This window comes from Stackebrandtia albiflava (assembly GCF_007994225.1).
Taxonomy (GTDB): Bacteria; Actinomycetota; Actinomycetes; order Mycobacteriales; family Micromonosporaceae; genus Stackebrandtia; species Stackebrandtia albiflava.
Genome location: NZ_VLLL01000003.1, coordinates 1 through 17,617, shown reverse-complemented (window position 1 = coordinate 17,617; position 17,617 = coordinate 1). Strand labels below are relative to the sequence as shown.

Genomic DNA, 17,617 nt, shown 5'->3' with positions numbered 1-17,617 from the left:
TGGGGAATCACCACCGGCATCGCCTCCGACATCACCGGATTCTCCTACCACGGCACCCAACACCACATCTTCTACCGCGACACCGACGGCCACCTCCAACACCGCTACTACGACGACGCCTCCGGCACCCTCAACGGAGGCACCTGGCCCGGCGGCACCTTCGAAGGCGACCCCCACGCCCTCGTCCACCGCGACCAACAACACGTCTTCGCCCGCAACACCGACGGCGACCTCGTCCACTGGTACTGGTGGCCCGGCATCAACCCCGCCGTCGACGACTGGGGAGCACAAAACACCGTCACCGGCGACCCCGTCGGCCTGTCCACACCCGGCCAACACCACGTCTTCTACCGCACCACCAACGGCACCCTCGCCCACCACTGGATCGACGACGGCCACCACACCCCACACCACGACAACTGGGGCGGAAACATCACACCCTGAACAACAACCGAGACGGCGTGGAAGTCGGCCGCGATCCCGACGAGGGCACCGGCCCCGTTCGAGACCGACGGCCGCCCCACCGGGTGGTGACCACGGGAACGAACCGGCGCCCGGCATTCCGGACCCGCCCCGACCGCGCGCTCGGGGCGGCCTACGACACGCCGAGGGCCGCCACCGTCCACGACGGCTCGCTCAGCGCTTCTTCTCCACCGTCGAGTGGTCCGACGTCAACGCCGCGATGAACGCCTCCTGCGGCACCTCGACCCGACCGACCATCTTCATCCGCTTCTTGCCCTCCTTCTGCTTCTCCAGCAGCTTCCGCTTACGCGTGATGTCGCCGCCGTAGCACTTCGCGAGGACGTCCTTGCGGATGGCGCGGATGTTCTCCCGCGCGATGATGCGGCTGCCGATCGCCGCCTGGATCGGCACCTCGAACTGCTGCCGCGGAATCAGCTTGCGCAGCGTCTCGGTCAACCGGACACCGTAGGCGTACGCCTGGTCCTTGTGCACGATCGCCGAGAACGCGTCGACCTTCTCCCCCTGCAACAGGATGTCCACCTTCACCAGGTCGGCGTTCTGATTGCCGATCGGTTCGTAGTCCAGCGACGCGTAACCCTTCGTCTTCGACTTCAACTGGTCGAAGAAGTCGAAGATGATCTCCGCCAACGGCAGGTGGTACCGCAACTCGACCCGCTCGGGCGACAGATAGTCCATCCCCTGCAACGAACCGCGCCGCGACTGGCACAGTTCCATGACCGCGCCCACGAAGTCGTTCGGCGTCAGGATCGTCGCCTTCACCATCGGCTCCGACACCGACGCGATCTTGCCGTCGGGGAACTCACTGGGGTTGGTGACGTGGGCATCGGTACCGTCGTCCAACACCACGTCGTACACCACGTTCGGCGCCGTGGAGATCAACTCCAGCCCGAACTCCCGCTCCAACCGCTCCCGGATGATCTCCAGGTGCAGCAGGCCCAGGAAACCGCACCGGAAGCCGAAACCCAGGGCCGCGGAGGTCTCCGGCTCGTAGTCCAACGAGGCGTCGTTCAGTTTCAACTTGTCCAGGGCCTCACGCAGATCCGGGTAGTCCGAACCGTCGATCGGGTAGAGACCCGAATACACCATCGGCTTGGCCTCGGCATAACCCGGCAACGCCTGCGAGGCCGGCCGGTGCAGACCCGTGACGGTGTCACCGACCTTCGACTGCCGCACGTCCTTCACACCGGTGATCAGGTAACCGACCTCACCGACACCCAGACCCTGCGACTTCACCGGTTCCGGTGAGATCACCCCGATCTCCAGCAGCTCGTGCACCGCACCCGTCGACATCATCTTGATGCGTTCCCGGGGCGACAACTTGCCGTCCACGACCCGCACATACGTCACCACGCCCCGGTACGTGTCGTACACCGAGTCGAAGATCATCGCCCGCGCGGGCGCCTGCGAGTCACCCTCCGGCGGCGGGAACTGCGCCACGATCGAGTCCAGCAACTCCGGGACACCCTCACCGGTCTTGCCCGACACCCTGAAGCAGTCCTCCGGTTCGCATCCGATCAGGTGCGCCAACTCCTCGGCGTACCGCTCCGGTTGCGCCGCCGGCAGGTCGATCTTGTTCAACACCGGGATGACCGTCAGGTCGTTGTCCATCGCCAGGTACAGGTTCGCCAGGGTCTGCGCCTCGATGCCCTGCGCGGCGTCCACCAACAGCACCGCGCCCTCGCACGCCGCCAACGACCGCGACACCTCGTAGGTGAAGTCGACGTGCCCCGGCGTGTCGATCATGTTCAGGACGAAACCCTCACCGGCCTGCGACCCCGACCGCACCTGCCACGGCATCCGCACCGCCTGGCTCTTGATCGTGATGCCGCGTTCCCGTTCGATGTCCATCCGGTCCAGGTACTGGGCGCGCATCTGACGCTGCTCCACCACACCGGTCAACTGCAACATCCGGTCGGCCAACGTGGACTTGCCGTGGTCGATGTGCGCGATGATGCAGAAGTTGCGGATCCGCTGCGGGTCGGTGGCGCCTGGCGCGAGATTCACTGGCCGTCCGTTCATATCGTGGCTGACTCGAACGCTCCCATGATCCCATGCCGATTCGGCGACGCCGAACGGCCGAGGCCACGCCCGCGTCCCGAACCCGGTTGCCGTCCTCCCCGCCCACCCCCGATCATGACTGACCATGGGACTCCACGCGGGAACACCCGTCCGCTACGACGCCACGGCCGTGCGCCTCGGGTTCGGCGACCTACCCGAGGCGGTACGCGCCGAGATCGCCGCGCACCTGGGCGGGCCGCCCGTGACCGTCCGCTCCGCCGGCGGCGGCTTCACCGGCGGATTCGCCGCCGTCGTGACCTCCGGCACCGGAAGATGCATGTTCGTCAAGGCCACCGGACCGGACCTGCCGTTCGTCGTCGACGCCTACTCCCGCGAAGCCCACAACAACACGGCACTGCCCGATACCGTGCCGTCACCCCGTATGCGGTTCAGCGCCCAGGTCCACGACTGGGTCGTACTGGGATTCGACGCCGTCGACGGCACCGCGCCGGCACTGCCCCTGACCGTCGCGCAGTGGCGACTCATGCTCGACGCCTGGGCCCGGGCCGCCGAAGCCCTCACCCCCGCACCCGAACCGCTCCGGGCACTCGGCATCCCACACATGACCGGCCGGGGCCTCCACCACTTCACCGACGTCGCCGCCGGGACGACACCCCCCGACCCGCTGCCCCCGCTGGCGGTGACACACCTCACCGCCCTCGCCGAACTGGAGGCCGTCATGCCCCGGGCCGTCGCCGCCGACGCGGTCACCCACGGCGACCTCCGGCCCGACAACATGATCCTCACCGGGGACCGGGCGCTCATCTGCGACTGGACGGCGCTGGAGGTCGCGGCGTGCTGGTTCGACACGATCGCCCTGCTGATCGTCGCCCACGGCGAAGGACACGACGCCGACACCTGGTTGCGGCGCCACCCCACCGTCGCCGGCGTCACCGACGAACAGATCGACTCGGTCCTCGCCGCCATCACCGGCTACTATCTCGTCAACAGCGGGAGACCCCCCATCGACCGCGTGTCACCGCACCTGCGGGCACACCAACGATGGAACGGGCTGGCCGCCCTCGACTGGTTGGCGTCCCGACGCGGCTGGTAACATTGCTCGTCGCGCGCTTTGAGCGTTTGTTTCGGCGTGCACCAAGACTAAACATCCGCTCAACATCAAGGCATTACAGAGAGACCGAGGCTTCAGGCGTGGCGAACATCAAGTCCCAGATCAAGCGCAACCGGCAGAACGAGAAGGCCCGGATGCGCAACAAGGCCGTGAAGTCGTCGCTGAAGACCGCGATCCGCAAGTTCCACGCCGCGGCCGACTCGGGCGACGTCACCACCGCCGGCTCCCAGCTCCGTGCGGCCAGCCGGGCCCTCGACAAGGCCGTCAGCAAGGGCATCGTGCACAAGAACCAGGCCGCCAACCGCAAGTCCGCCATCGCGAAGGCGTACGCGAAGCTGGCGACCGACTAATCGACCTCACGAGACGCCCGGCCCGCACACCGATGCGGGCCGGGCGTCTCGGCGTTCACGCCCCGGCCGCCCGTTCACGCCACCACCGGATCGTCTCGGTCAACGCCTCGTCCGTGCCGGTGGGTTCGTCACCAAAGGTGCCGGTGAAGTCGGAGGAGTCCATCACGTACGGGGCGTCCCACTGGTGCCGGGTCTCGGCCATCCCACGCAGATGCGGCCGGAAGGCACCCATCACACCGATCACGAACCACCACGGCACCCTCGACACCTTCGCCGGGCCGTCGTGCCCCGCCAGCCGGCGCACCGCGTCGGCCATCTGCCGGGAGGAGCGGGGCGGCGCGGTGGGCACGTGCCAGGCGCGGCCCCACGACCGGTCGTCACCGCCCACCCGCACCAGTGCTCGCGCCACGTCGGGAATGTAGCTGAACGAGTGCGGCGCGTCCGGGTCACCGAAGACCGACACACTCCGGCCCTCAATCAGCGGACGCATGAACCGTTCCCCGATCATGGCGTTCGCTAGGGCGCCCGGCCCGAAGTAGTCCGAGGCGCGGACCTCGGTGACCCTTACCCGGCCCGCGCGGTGTCGCGCCACGGCCTCGTCCCACATGCGGGCGCGGATCGCGCCCTTGGCGCCGGCGGTGTCCAGCGGCGTGTCCGCCGTCATGTACCGCCGGTCGGGGGCGTAACCGTAGAGGTTCCCGGTGATGACCAGGCCGGCCTGCTCCGCCTCGGCGGCGTCCAACAGGGCCGCCGCGACCGGGGGCCATTCGGCCGCCCAGCGGTGGTAGCCGCTCGGGTTGGCGCAGTTGTAGATCACATCGGCGCCGCGGCAGGCGGCCAGCAGGGCGTCGCGGTCGCCGGCGTCGACGGCGAGGTGGCGTATCCCCGGCCGGTCGATGCCGCCGGAGCGACTGAGGACGCGGACCTGTTCGCCCCGTGAGGCCAGGATCGCGGCGACCGTGCTGCCGACCTGGCCCTTTCCGAGAATCACGTGATTCGGCATTTCTCCACCTTTCGAGAGCACTGCTCTTTATTCGGAGCAATGCTCTCACGTCGCGCCGGACAATGCAAGAGCGGTGCTCACAATTCGTTGCACCGCTCTCGAATCGGTTAGAGTGTCCCCATGAACGCGCCCAAGACCGCACGGGAACGCGCCCGCGCCACCATCACCGCCGACATCATCGCCACCGCCCGCCGCCACCTCGCCGACGTCGGCGCCGCCGACCTCTCACTACGCGCCATCGCCCGCGACCTCGGAATGGCGTCCTCCGCCGTCTACCGATACGTCGCCGGCCGCGACGAACTACTGACCGCACTGCTCCTCGACGCCTTCAACGAACTCGGCACCGTCGTCGAACACGCCCCCCGACCCGAAGCATCCCCACTGGACAACTGGACCGCCGTCTGGCTCCACGCCCGGCAATGGGCGCTCGACCACCGCCACGAGTTCGCGCTCCTCTACGGCACACCCGTACCCGGCTACCACGCCCCCGCCGACACCGTCACCGCCGCCTCACGGCTCCCCCTGACACTGGCGAAGATCCTCAACGACGCCGCCGACACCGGCCGACTGACCGACCCGGCCACACCCCTCCCCGACTTCGACCTCACCATGATCGAACCCGAGATCGTCGCCCTGATCACCCTCCGGGTGCGCGACGCACGACTCGCCGCCCTCCTCAGCGCCTGGACACTACTGATCGGCACCATCGGTTTCGAACTGTTCGGGCATCACACCGGAGTCGTCACCCGACACGAGGACTACCTGCGCCACACCGCCCGCGTCACCGGAACCGGCCTGGGACTACCCGCGACCTGAACCCCGGCCACCCGTCACGACGCGGACCTGGCCCGCGCGATACCCAACACCGCCCGCTCCAACGCGTAACCGCGGTCCTCCGCACCGCCCTTGACCGCACCGTTCAACTCCGCGGCGACCCGCATCGCCTCCACCAGGCCCTCCGGCGACCAACCACGCGCCTGCTGCTGCGCCTTCTCCACCTGCCACGGCGGCATCCCCAACGCACTCGCCAACTGATACGCGCTCCCCCGCGACCCCGCGACCTTGGCGATGTTGCGCACCCCCGTCGCCAACGCGTCCGCCAACGGCACCGCGTCCACACCCACCGACATCGCCCACCGCAAACCCCCCAACGCGCCGGCCACATCCCCCGTCACGGCCGCATCCGCCACGGCGAACCCGGTCACCTCCGCGCGCCCCCGGTAGTACTTCTCGATCTCCTCCACCGTGATCCGGCCACCGGTGTCCGCCACCAGCTGGGCACACGCGTTCGCCAACTCCCGCAGGTCATGCCCCACCGCCGTGATCAACGCCTCCGCCGCACCGGCACCGGGCCGCGCCCCCAACCGACGGAACTCCTCCTTCACGAACGCCAACCGGTCACCGGCACGCTTCACCTTCGCCGCCGTCACCACCTCGGCACCGGCCTTGCGAAGCCCGTCCGCCAACGCCTTGCCCTTGGCACCCCCGGCGTGCACCACCACCAACCGCACACCGTCCACCGGCGCGGCGGCGAACTCCGACAACGCCCCCGCCAGATCCTTACGCGCGTCCTGCGCCGACTCCACCACGACGACACTGCCGCCACCGAACAACGTCGGACTCGTCAACACCGCGAGATCCCCCGCCGTCATGTCCCCCGCGACACCCCTGTGCACCTGCACCGTGGGATCCGCCGCCCGCGCCGCCGTCACCACCTCCGACACCGCCCGTTCGGCCAGCAGCTCCTCGTCCCCCAACACCAGCCGCACGGCCGCCACAGTCGCCATCCCGTCATCCTGCCACGCGCGAGTGACACCCCCGACACGTCACCAACCCAGCCATCCCTGCCGCCACAGGTACTGCACCAGCATCGCCAGGCACACCACCACGACCACCGGCCGCACCAGACGCGCCCCACCACGCGACACCGCCGCCGCACCCAGATACGCCCCCACGACCTGCCCCACCGCCATGACCGCCCCCACCAGCCACAGCATCTTCCCGCCGATCGCGAACACCACCAACGACGCCACATTCGTCGCGAAGTTCCACATCCGCGCCTGCGCGGTCGCCGGCACCACGCGAAGCCCCCGCAGCGACACGCCCGCAGCCGTGAAGAACGACCCCGTACCGGGACCGAACGCACCGTCGTAGAACCCGATCACCGGCACCACCACACTCCGATAGGGACCGGCACCCATCCGCGGCACCCGGTCACCGTCACCCTGTTTCGGCATGAAGATGAAGTACAACGCGATACCCGCCAACACCACCGGAACCACCACCGTCAACGCCGAGGTGTCGACGAACTGCACCACGGCCGTCCCCACCGCCGAACCCGCCAACGCGAAACAGAACGGCGCCACCAACGGCGCCCCCTCCGTCATCCCCTTGCGGTACATCGAGAACGCCGACGTGAACGTCCCGAAACTGCTCTGCAACTTGTTCGTCGCCAACGCGTTCACCGGCGGCACACCCGCCAACAACAACGCCGGCAACGTCAACAGGCCGCCACCACCCGCCACGGCGTCGACGGCACCGGCCATCAACGCGACACCGAACAACACGAGCAACACCGACGGGGCGAGGGTCTCCACCGCCAGATTCTCGACCTCCCCACCCCACCCGCCACCGCAAGGGCGGACCCGTGTGACCCAACCGGCAACCGTCAACCCCGCGCATACACCCCGACCCCACCGGACACCTCCACCACCGCGACGTCCCCGTGTAGATCGGTACGCCACACCGACGCCCCACACTCCACCAACCGCGACACCACCCCCGGATGCGGATGACCGTAGTCGTTGCCCTCACCCACCGAGATCAACCCCACCGCCGGACCCACCGCCGAAACGAACTCCGGAAGGAAACGCCCCGACCCGTGATGCGGCACCTTCAACACCTCCGCCGACACGTCCGCACCCGACTCCGTCAACCACCGCTGCGCCTCCAACTCGATGTCACCCGTCAACAGCACCCGCACACCCGCCACCGTCGCCCGCAACACCACCGAGTCGTTGTTGGCGTCCGCACCCGTGCCACTGAACCGGTCCCCCGCCGCCAACACCTCCAACCGGACCCGCCCCAACCGCCAGCCGTGCCCCACCACCGACGTGAACCCGCCCGTCCCCGCCGCCTCCACCAGCCGGCGACGCCCCTCCTCGGGCGCGGCCTCCCCGGGCACCAACACGTGCCCGACCCGACGCCCCCGGAACACGCCCGCCACCCCACCCACGTGATCGGCGTGGAAATGCGTGACCACCAACAACGGCACCGACTCCACACCCAGCTCCGACAGGCAACGGTCCACCCGTTCCGGTTCCGGCCCCGCGTCCACCACCACCGCCGAACCCGGCACACCGGTCGACAACACCACCGCGTCCCCCTGACCGACGTCACACATCACCAGCACCCACCGCGGCGGAGGCCACGCACCGGTGAGCCTCCCCGGCACGACCACCACGGCGACCAGCAGCGCCGCCACGCACACAGCCACCCCCACGCCACGCCATCGCCGCACCACCCACGCGCCCACCGCCAACACCACCAGAGCCGACACCGCACCGACCAGGCCGTCGGGCCACGGCAGCGACCCCATCGGCACCGCCGCACCCACCTCCGCGACCCCCACCAGCCAACGCGCCGGCCAACCCGCCACCCACGCCGCCACCTCACCGGCGCCCGGCCACCACCACGCCACCCCACAACACAACAGACCCACCACCGTCGCGACCGGCACCGCCGGAGCCGCGACCACGTTCGCCGGAACCGCCACGACACTCACCCGGCCGTCCACCGCCACCAACAACGGCGTCACCGCCAACTGCGCCGCCAACGGGACCGCGACCGCCCCCGCCGCCCACGCCGGCCGACCACGATCCCGCCACCGCCGCACCCACGGCGCCACCCACCACACCAGACCCACCGTCGCCGCCACCGACAACGCGAACCCCAACCGCCACGCCAACTGCGGGTCGTACAACAACAACCCGACCACCGCCGCCGACACCGCGGGCATCGCCGCCGACCGACGCCCGAACCCCATCGCGAACAGACCGACCCCGCCCATCACCGAAGCCCGCAACACACTGGGTTCCGGACCCGCCAACACCGCGAAACCCACCAAGGCCACCGCACCGGACGACACCCGCCACCGCAACCCGGCACCACACCACACCGCCAGCCACAACACCGCACCGACCACTATCGACACGTTCGCGCCCGACACCGCCACCAGGTGCGTCAGCCCCGTCGCCTCGAAGTCCTCGGCCACCGACGACGGCAACCCGGAATCGTCCCCCACCACCAACCCCGGAACCAGACCCGCCTCCGCAGCCGGCAACACCTCACACGACCGCCGCAGCGCCTCCCGCACCCGTGACACCCAACCCACCCACCACGCCGGCTCGCCCACCGCCTCCGGCGACGACCAGGTCGACAACGCCACCGCCGTGAGATCGCCACCACGCCCGAACCCGGACACGTGACCGGCCACCTCCAACCGGTCCCCCGGCACCACCCGCCGCCACCGCTCCACGACCTCCTCGTCACCCGAGGCGAACACGACCGCCGACACACGCATCCGCCACCGCTGCTCCCCGAACCGCAACGCCTCCAACCGCACCCCGATCACGAACCGGGCCGGTTCACCCCGCACCCGCCTCGGCTGGGCCGTCACCGTCACCACCGCCCGCCCCTGCCCACCGGCCTCCACCCGGGGAATGTCCCGCACCGACTCCGCGACGACGCCCTGGCCCGCCGCCACCGCCATCCCGGCCCACAACCCCAACACCACCGAAGCCACCACCGCCGGACACCGCCGCGACCGGTGCGTCCACACCCACGCCCCCGCCACCATCACCGCCGCGACCACCACCACCCGAGGCGACACCCACAACCCCACCACCGCACCGGCCCACACACCGGCCGCCACCCCGGCCAACCTCAGGTCCAGGCCCCGGCCGCCGGGCGAAAGGTCCCCGGCGGCCGCCACACGCCACATCCGGCGTCACACCGTCACGAGCCCGGACAGCTTCGCCAAGGTCGCGGGCCCTATACCCTCCACGTCCTGCAACTCGTCCACCGAATCGAACCCGCCGTTGGCCGCCCGATAGTCCAGGATCCGTTGCGCCGTCACCGGACCGATGCCCGGCAACGCGTCCAGAGCCGCCAGATCCGCCTGGTTCAGGTTCACCGGACCGGGCGAGGCGCCGCCCGCCGGCGACTCCGACCCCGACGGCTCCTCACCGTCGTCGGCGACACCCTCCACGACGATCAACTCCCCGTCACCGACCCGGCGCCCCAGATTCAGGAACCCCGCCGACCTCACCTCCGGAACCAGGCCACCCGCCGCCGCCACGGCGTCCGCCACCCGGGAACCGGCCGGCAGCTCCACCAGGCCCGGACTCCGCACGTCACCGGTGACCGTCACGGTGATCTCCGCGGCCTCCGCCACCTCCGGCGACCGCATCACCGGAATCGCCGCCGTCGCCGGTTCCCTCACCGGCCACGCGAACCAGGCGGCACCGGCCGATACCACCGCCACACCGAGCAACACCGCGGCAAGCACCTGACGCGCCTTCCGGTCGATCGTGAAACGGGAACCGAACGCCTTGACCCGGGCACGCCAGTCGCGGGCCGTGGGGCTCACCGACCGTCCGGTCCCTACGTCCACCTCCTCCAGGCAGCCGTCGGCACCCGCGCCGGGCGGGACCACATCGACCACATCGGGGCCCCACCGGCCACAGCCGTCGGACCATTGATCCTTCTTGAAACGAGTGGAAACGCTCATGCCCTCACAACGACACGAGCCACACCCCCGGGACGACCCCGTCACCACCCCTGTGGATAACCACCCGGTTGTGGATAACCCGTCGCGACGACCCCTCGCAGGCAACACCGCGAGCTCGGGGGCCGCCACTCCTCCTCCCCATGGCATCGAGCCTATGGCCGACACCGCACACCCCGCCACCCGATCCACCACCGCCTGTGGACAACCGGCGGTTGTGGACAAGCGATTGTGGACGACCGGACCGCGCGACGACACCTCACCGGCGACCGGCCACCGGCCGGTACTGCCCCCACAGGGTCTCCAGACCCGCCGACACCACACACAACACCGCGAACGCCACCGCGAGCACCCACTGCTCGAGCCCGCACAACGCCGCCACCCCGGCACCGAACCACACCACCAGCAGCGCGACCCGTCCCAGACCCACCAGCGGCCACCGCGCCCCCGGCGCACCGAACAACACCCACACGGTGATCAACACGACGATCCCACCGACGCCCATCAACAACCGCGCCGGAAGTTCCGCGAACGTCGCGAAACCCCACCATCCGACGACCGTGTAGTTCGCCAGTTCCAGGAACAGGAACAACAGAAGGTTCAACCGCTTCACGGACGCACTCCCACTCGATCCACCCACGACTACATGTGCCTCCGCACGACGGCGCCCAACAACCCCGGCCCGCAGTGGGCGGCGATGACCGCCCCCACCTCACTGGTGTAGACGCGCCGCAGCCTCCCACCGAACCGCTCGCCCAGCCGCGCCGCCAACCGCGCCGCCGACTCCGGCGACCGCAGGTGATGCACCGCCACGTCCACGTCGCCCTCACCACCGGCCGCCAACACCAGGTCCTCCAGACGCCCCAACGCACGCGTCGCCGTCCGTACCCGGTCCCGGACCACCACCTGGCCGTCGTCCACGTGAAGGATCGGCTTCACCGACAACGCCGTCCCCAGCAACGCCGACGCCGCCGAGATCCGGCCACCGCGCCGCAGGAACTCCAGAGTGTCCACATAGAAGAACGTACGGGTACCCAGCACACAGTGCCTCGCCGCCTCCGCGCTGCGCACCACACCGGCTCCGCGCCGCGCCGCCCGCGCCGCCTCCAACGCCGCGAACCCCACACCCATACCGGCGTTACGGGAGTCGACCACCTCGACACGGTCACCGAACTCGCCGGCGGCCTGCCTGGCGCCCTCGCATGTACCCGACAGCTCCGCCGACAGATGCACCGACACGACACCGGAGGCACCCGAGGACAACAACTCCTCGTAGAGGGCGCCCAACTCGGCGGGAGCCGGGCGAGACGTCGACACGTCGACCCTGCGTTCCCGCAACGCCGCCGCCACGTCCGTGGACGTCACGTCCACGCCCTCACGACCGGGCACGCCGTTCACCGTCACCGGCATGGGCACCACCCACACCGAATGGCGTTCCACGGCGTCCGCCGGAAGACACGCAGTCGAATCGGTAACCACCGCGACAGGCATGACGTCACGGTAGCGGACCCGACGGCACCCCGGTCATCCCATGAACGGACGACCACGCGCCGTCATGCGGCCGTCGCGGACTCCACCACGAAGGGCGTGCCCTGTTGGCACGTCGTCATCAAGCCCTCGTCGACCCTGCCGGTGACCTCGACCGTCGCGCCCGCCGTGAGGATCCCGGCGTCACCGCCGACCAGGTTGTACACGGTCCCGTCGTACTCCAACAGGACACAACCGGACTCCACGCCGCTGCTCACCGTACCGGTGATCGTCATGGCACCGGTCTCCTTTCCGTCGTCGTCGATCCCGCTCGACGGGTCGAGCGAAGGGGTCTGCTCGGGCTCCTGCCCGGTGGCCGACTCCGACCCGGTCACGCTGGGGGTGTTCTCGTTCTCGGGGGTCTGCGTCCCGCCACAGGCGGACAGGCCGACGAGCAGTGCCGCACCGGCCACCGTGATCGCGAGACGTTTCATCGTGATCTCCATGTCAGCTCTGACGGCACCGCCACGCCACCGGTTCCCAACGATCACGACGCCGACAGGTTGTAGCCGTGCAGTCGCCAACCGCGGTCACCGCCGCGCAGGTCCACCCAATGACAGTTGCCCAGGCCCCCCAGGGTGTCGGCCGCCGAGGGCTCCCAACCCAGGAACGCCGGAACCGCCTGCCGCAACGTCCCGCCGTGACTGACCAGGATCGCCGTGCCGCCGTCCGGCAACTCGGCCGACACGTCGGTGAGCACCGCGTTCGCCCGCACCGACAGGTCCATCGGATCCTCGACGCCCTCCAGAGTGAAGGGCCGCCGCGCCTCCCAGTCCGCCATCTGCGGCCCGTAGCGTTCCCGCGCCTGCGCGCGGGTCAGGCCCTCCCAGGGACCGTAACCGCGTTCCCGCAACCGGACGTCGATACGCATCTCCGCCCCGGTGGCGTCGGAGACCGCGACGGCGGTGTCACGTGCGCGCCGCAGGTCGCTCGACACCAGCAGCGTCGGGGCGGTCCCGGCGAGGACCTTGGCGGCCGCGACCGCCTGTTCACGCCCGACGTCGTCGAGGTCGATGTCGGTGACGCCCTGGAAACGCCCCGCGGTGTTCCACTCGGTCTGGCCGTGACGCAACAGGATCAACCGCTTCATGCGGCGTCCTGACGACCGTCCCGGTCCTGGCCGCCTCGCTGCCCGGCGTCCACGAACTCGATCGACGGGCAGTCCTTCCACAGGCTGTCGAGCGCGTAGTACTCGCGCTCCTCGGTGTGCTGGACGTGCACGACGACGTCGGCGTAGTCCAGCAGCACCCATCTGCCGCCACGTTCACCCTCGCGCCGGGTCGGCTTCACGTCGTGGACCTTGCGCAGCCGCTCCTCGACCGAATCGACGATGGCCTGCACCTGACGCTCGTTGGGCGCCGAGGCGACCATGAAGATGTCGGTGATGACCACCTCGTCACTGACGTCCAGAAGGACGATGTCGCGCGCCAGCTTGTCGGCGGCGGCCTGCGCCGCGGTCAGCGCTACGGTGCGGGCGATGTCTGTCGCAACCACTAGGTTCCTCACGTCGGGGTCGGTACGGTTCCAGTTTCTCATGCCGAGCCGACTAACCACCCGTGGTTATCGTCCCGGTCGAGAACACCAGTATCTCCCCTGTAACGCGCGGGCGGTTCGGTAAAGTCCCCGCGAGTCGACGTACCTCACCACCGCCTCCGGTGTCAGGAACCAGATCGGCCTGCCCGACGCCACCCTCTGACGGCAGTCGGTGGAGGAGATGTCCATCGCCGGCATCTCCAGCCACTCCACCCGGGCGTGGGGAGGGAGCGACACGTCACGACCGGAGTGACCGGGACGGTTCACCGTGACGAACGTCGCCGCGGCGAACACCTCGTCGACGGCTCGCCACGTCGTCACGTTCGCGAGCGTGTCGGCACCCGTGATGAAGAACAACTCCGTCTCCGGGCCGTATCGGTCCCGCAGGTCCCGCAGGGTGTCGACCGCGTAGGTCTCCCCGGGGCGGTCGATGTCGACCCGGCTGACGGTGAACCGGGGGTGCGCGGCCGTCGCCAACACCGTCATCACGTAACGGTCCTCCGCCGGGCTCACCCCCCCGCCCGCCTTCTGCCAGGGGCGGCCGGCGGGCACGAACACGACCTCGTCCAGAGCGCACTCGGCGGCGGCGGTGGCCGCCGCCACGAGGTGCCCGTGGTGGATCGGGTCGAACGTGCCGCCCATGACCCCGACCCGGCGGACCCCGGCGGTATCGTCGGCGCTGGTCATCGCCCGATCGTATCGGCCGATTGTCGCCCGGCGACCCGGATGGCGCGCCGCAGGTCGTCGAGGCAGTCGACCACGACCCTGCGCAGCTGCGGGTCCAGTTCACGGTCGAGCATCCGCTCGGCGGCCGCGACCGTCTCGACCGACGCCGCGTGGACCGGGAACAGCTCCCTGGCCAGGTGCATGATCTCCCACGGCATCCGCTTCCCGATGCCGTCGGGCGTGTCGGTGAAGTACCGGGACACGTACTCGGCGGTGAGGTCGGCCTGTTCGGGCCACCAGAAGCCCTTCGCCACCGCCCGCAGTTCGTGGTTCGACCGGCCGGACGCGTACTGCACCTCCTGCCAGGCCGCCGCCTTCGCCTCGGCGGTCGGGAACGCCGCCCGGCAGGTCGCCGCGTGCTTGCGGCCCTCCGAACTGGGGTCTCGCTCCAGCTCCGCGACGACGTCGGCCTCACCGGCGGCGCCCAACACCGACAACCGGGTCAGGATCGCCCACCGCAACTCGGCGTCGACGTCGAGTCCCACGGGGACGTCCTCGCCCGCCAGGACCGCGCGGAGCCAGGCCACACCCGCGTCGTCGTCGACGGTGTCGGCCTCCAACCGGAACGCCGACAACTGGACGTCGCCACCGGGGACGGCGGACTCGCGCAATCCGGTCGCGATCTCCCGCAACCGGTGGAGACCCGCCGACCGCTGCTCCCGGGGCAGGTAGCAGTCCACCGCCGACCGCCTCGCGAATCCGAACTGGAGGTCCAGCGCGGCTATCGACGACTCGGTGGGCGCCACAGCCGCGAGGACGTCCAGGTACCGCATCACCGGGAGTTCGCCGTCCCTGACCATGTCGGTCAGCGTGCTCCACAACAGCGCCCGGGTCTCCGGTGACTCGATGCCCGCCATCAGGGTCGGTAGGGCGGCCAGACTCGCCGCGTCCAGTCGCACCTTCGCGTAGGTGAGGTCGTCGTCGTTGGGTACGAGCAGGTCGGCTACCGGCACCCCCACCAGCTGGGGCAGTTCCGTCCGGTCACCGTCGACGTCGACCGTGACCTCGTGGAACCGGGTGGTGACGTCCCCCTCACCCCGGTACAGGCCGAGCCTCACCCGGTGTGGACGCGACGTGGGGTGCTCCGGCGGAGCCGTCTGGATGACGGCCGCGGCCGTGTACACCGCGCCGTCGGACTCCACCTCGACCCGCAGCGTGTTGGGACCGGTGGTGCGCAGCCAACGCCGCGACCAGTCGGCCAGGTCACGGCCGCTGGCCGCCGCGAGACAGTCCATCAGGTCGTCGAGCGACGCGTTACCGAACCGGTGCCGCGAGAAGTAGTCGCGGAGGCCCGCGAAGAACGCCTCGTCACCCACCCAGGCCGCCAACTGGTTGAGCACGGCACCGCCCTTGGCGTACGAGATGCCGTCGAAGTTGCTGAGGGCGGCGCCGCTCTCCGCCACGGTCCCGGCGACCGGGTGGGTCGAGGGCCGCTGGTCTGCGGCGTAACCCCAGCCGGCCTCGATGACGTCCGCCGCGCGGGCACCGGTGAACCGGGTACCCTCCACGGCGGCCCTCACGCCCATGCAGTCCGCGAAGGACTCGTTGAGCCACAGGTCGTCCCACCAGCGCATCGTCACGAGGTCCCCGAACCACATGTGCGCCATCTCGTGCGCGATCGTGACGGCCCGCGACTGGCGCCGGGTCTCCGTCACCTGCGACCGGTACATGAACGCCTCGTCCCGGAACGTGACACACCCGGGGTTCTCCATGGCGCCGGCGTTGAACTCCGGGACGAAACACTGGTCGTAGGACTCCCCGAACGGATACCGCACCCCGTACAACTCGTGCAGCCGGTCCCAGCACCCGAAGGTGACGTCGAACAGTTCGTCGGCGTCGGTGTCCAACGCCTCCCGGTAGGTCTGACGCGCGTGCAGGCCGAACCTGACACCGTCGTGCTCCCGGTACAGCGAGTGGTACGGACCCGCCACCAACGTCACGAAGTACGTCGCGAGGGGCCGGGTCTCCTTGAAACTCCACCGGCCCTGAGCCACCCGCTCACCCGACTCGTTGCCGATCACCGTCCAGTCCGAGGGAGCGGTCACCGTCAACCGGTACGGCGCCTTCAGGTCCGGTTGCTCGAAACACGCGAACACCCGGCTCGCCATGTCGAGGAAACCCATCATGTACGTGTAGACCCGGCCGTCCTCCGGATCGGTGAACCGGTGCAGCCCCTCACCCGACCGGGAGTACTCCATGTCGGCGGTGACGGACAACTCGTTGTCCGCGGCCAGATCCGGCAACGGGAAACGACCGTCGGCCAACGCCGACACCGGCAGTTCCACCCCGTTGAGCACCACGCGGTGCAGACGGTGGGGCGCCACCTCCACGAAGGTCGCCTCACCCGGACTGTGACACGTGAACCGGATGGAGACGGTGGAACCGAACACCTCCCCACCGCGATCCAGGTCCAGGTCGACGTCATAGGAGACGACGTCGATGAGTCGCCGCCGGGCGACGGCGTCGTCGTGGGAAAGGCTCGGCATACCGCCATCCTGCCTCACGGGAACGGGCACCACAATGCCGCGAACCCGCATTGTGAGCCGTTCCGGAAAAGGGCACGAAAAAAGGGCGGCGAGACCGATTATCGGTCTCGCCGCCCTGTTGTTTTTGTCCGGCGGTGTCCTACTCTCCCACTCCCTGTCGGGGGCAGTACCATCGGCGCGGGAAGGCTTAACTTCCGGGTTCGGGATGGGACCGGGTGTTTCCCTTCTGCTGTGGCCGCCGGCACGTTCGTGTGCCACGTGTCACCGTGTGCCTGTCCACCCCAAAGGGGGTGGTGGCCGTCCCCCACGCGTGTGTGGGGGTGGTGTGTGGTTTCAGGTTCGTATAGTGGGTGCGTCGTGTCGCGTGTGGTGTGTTAAGTGGTCGGCCTGTTAGTACCAGTCAACTGAACACATTGCTGTGCTTACATTTCTGGCCTATCAACCCAGTCGTCTAGCTGGGGGCCTTCACACCCGAAGGTGTCGGAGACCTTATCTTGAAGCGAGTTTCCCGCTTAGATGCTTTCAGCGGTTATCTCTTCCGAACGTAGCTAACCAGCCGTGCCCCTGGCGGGACAACTGGCACACCAGAGG

17 protein-coding genes and 2 rRNA genes are annotated in these 17,617 nt (G+C 69.5%); 4 read left to right on the top strand and 15 right to left on the bottom strand.

Annotated elements, in window-relative coordinates; genetic code table 11:
• Window positions 1-444 (top strand): PLL family lectin (locus LX16_RS00780; RefSeq protein ID WP_211354215.1); only part of this gene is annotated, 444 nt, incomplete at its 5' end.
• A 192-nt stretch (window positions 445-636) separates the two neighbouring features.
• Here the strand turns inward: LX16_RS00780 and lepA are convergent.
• Entirely contained in the window at window positions 637-2,487 is a 1,851-nt protein-coding gene (lepA, locus tag LX16_RS00775) for a translation elongation factor 4 (protein ID WP_244615621.1), read from the bottom strand.
• 139 nt (window positions 2,488-2,626) lie between these two features.
• Between lepA and LX16_RS00770 the strand changes: the two genes are divergently transcribed.
• Both LX16_RS00770 and rpsT read left to right on the top strand, forming a co-directional pair.
• On the top strand, window positions 2,627-3,595 hold the full coding sequence (locus tag LX16_RS00770) for a phosphotransferase (RefSeq protein ID WP_147131548.1): 969 nt from the start codon (window positions 2,627-2,629) through the stop codon (window positions 3,593-3,595).
• A gap of 98 nt (window positions 3,596-3,693) precedes the next feature.
• Window positions 3,694-3,963, top strand: a complete 270-nt coding sequence (gene rpsT / locus LX16_RS00765) for a 30S ribosomal protein S20 (protein WP_147131545.1) — start codon at window positions 3,694-3,696, stop codon at window positions 3,961-3,963.
• 55 nt (window positions 3,964-4,018) lie between these two features.
• On the opposite strand, the gene LX16_RS00760 is transcribed toward rpsT, so the two are convergent.
• A complete protein-coding gene (locus LX16_RS00760; protein WP_147131541.1) occupies window positions 4,019-4,966 on the bottom strand; it encodes an NAD-dependent epimerase/dehydratase family protein in 948 nt (315 codons plus the stop codon).
• 120 nt (window positions 4,967-5,086) lie between these two features.
• Here LX16_RS00760 and LX16_RS00755 point away from each other — a divergent pair, with 120 nt between their 5' ends.
• Window positions 5,087-5,782, top strand: a complete 696-nt coding sequence (locus LX16_RS00755; protein ID WP_147131538.1) for a TetR/AcrR family transcriptional regulator — start codon at window positions 5,087-5,089, stop codon at window positions 5,780-5,782.
• 14 nt (window positions 5,783-5,796) lie between these two features.
• On the opposite strand, the gene holA is transcribed toward LX16_RS00755, so the two are convergent.
• From holA to LX16_RS00690, 13 genes are all read right to left on the bottom strand, one after another.
• Window positions 5,797-6,753, bottom strand: coding sequence for a DNA polymerase III subunit delta (gene holA, locus LX16_RS00750; RefSeq protein WP_147131535.1), 957 nt, complete (start codon window positions 6,751-6,753; stop codon window positions 5,797-5,799).
• Window positions 6,754-6,792: 39 nt separating this feature from the next.
• Window positions 6,793-7,563: a TSUP family transporter gene (locus LX16_RS00745; protein WP_244615620.1), complete on the bottom strand. Its 771-nt coding sequence runs from the start codon at window positions 7,561-7,563 to the stop codon at window positions 6,793-6,795.
• A 71-nt stretch (window positions 7,564-7,634) separates the two neighbouring features.
• Window positions 7,635-9,968 (bottom strand): ComEC/Rec2 family competence protein, encoded by a 2,334-nt coding sequence (locus LX16_RS00740; RefSeq protein WP_147131530.1) that lies wholly within the window; start codon window positions 9,966-9,968, stop codon window positions 7,635-7,637.
• A gap of 6 nt (window positions 9,969-9,974) precedes the next feature.
• Complete coding sequence (locus LX16_RS27340; RefSeq protein WP_158645440.1) at window positions 9,975-10,691, bottom strand: ComEA family DNA-binding protein; 717 nt, start codon at window positions 10,689-10,691, stop codon at window positions 9,975-9,977.
• A gap of 322 nt (window positions 10,692-11,013) precedes the next feature.
• Entirely contained in the window at window positions 11,014-11,367 is a 354-nt protein-coding gene (locus tag LX16_RS00730) for a YrdB family protein (RefSeq protein ID WP_211354214.1), read from the bottom strand.
• 29 nt (window positions 11,368-11,396) lie between these two features.
• The gene (locus LX16_RS00725; RefSeq protein ID WP_147131518.1) at window positions 11,397-12,245 is read right to left on the bottom strand and encodes a DegV family protein; all 849 of its coding nucleotides are present in this window, start codon (window positions 12,243-12,245) and stop codon (window positions 11,397-11,399) included.
• A gap of 62 nt (window positions 12,246-12,307) precedes the next feature.
• Window positions 12,308-12,715 carry a hypothetical protein gene (locus LX16_RS00720; RefSeq protein WP_147131515.1) on the bottom strand — a complete coding sequence of 136 codons (408 nt, stop codon included), beginning with the start codon at window positions 12,713-12,715 and terminating at the stop codon, window positions 12,308-12,310.
• A gap of 53 nt (window positions 12,716-12,768) precedes the next feature.
• On the bottom strand, window positions 12,769-13,371 hold the full coding sequence (locus tag LX16_RS00715) for a histidine phosphatase family protein (RefSeq protein ID WP_158645439.1): 603 nt from the start codon (window positions 13,369-13,371) through the stop codon (window positions 12,769-12,771).
• Entirely contained in the window at window positions 13,368-13,775 is a 408-nt protein-coding gene (gene rsfS / locus LX16_RS00710) for a ribosome silencing factor (RefSeq protein ID WP_170283834.1), read from the bottom strand. The genes LX16_RS00715 and rsfS overlap by 4 nt, the downstream gene beginning before the upstream one ends.
• Window positions 13,776-13,841: 66 nt before the next feature.
• Window positions 13,842-14,501 carry a nicotinate-nucleotide adenylyltransferase gene (nadD, locus tag LX16_RS00705; protein WP_147131505.1) on the bottom strand — a complete coding sequence of 220 codons (660 nt, stop codon included), beginning with the start codon at window positions 14,499-14,501 and terminating at the stop codon, window positions 13,842-13,844.
• Window positions 14,498-17,026 carry an aminopeptidase N gene (gene pepN, locus LX16_RS00700; RefSeq protein WP_147131502.1) on the bottom strand — a complete coding sequence of 843 codons (2,529 nt, stop codon included), beginning with the start codon at window positions 17,024-17,026 and terminating at the stop codon, window positions 14,498-14,500. Before pepN ends, nadD begins: the two co-directional genes overlap by 4 nt.
• Window positions 17,027-17,152: 126 nt before the next feature.
• Window positions 17,153-17,269 (bottom strand): 5S ribosomal RNA (gene rrf, locus LX16_RS00695).
• A gap of 127 nt (window positions 17,270-17,396) precedes the next feature.
• A 23S ribosomal RNA gene (locus LX16_RS00690) occupies window positions 17,397-17,617 on the bottom strand; the annotation flags it as partial.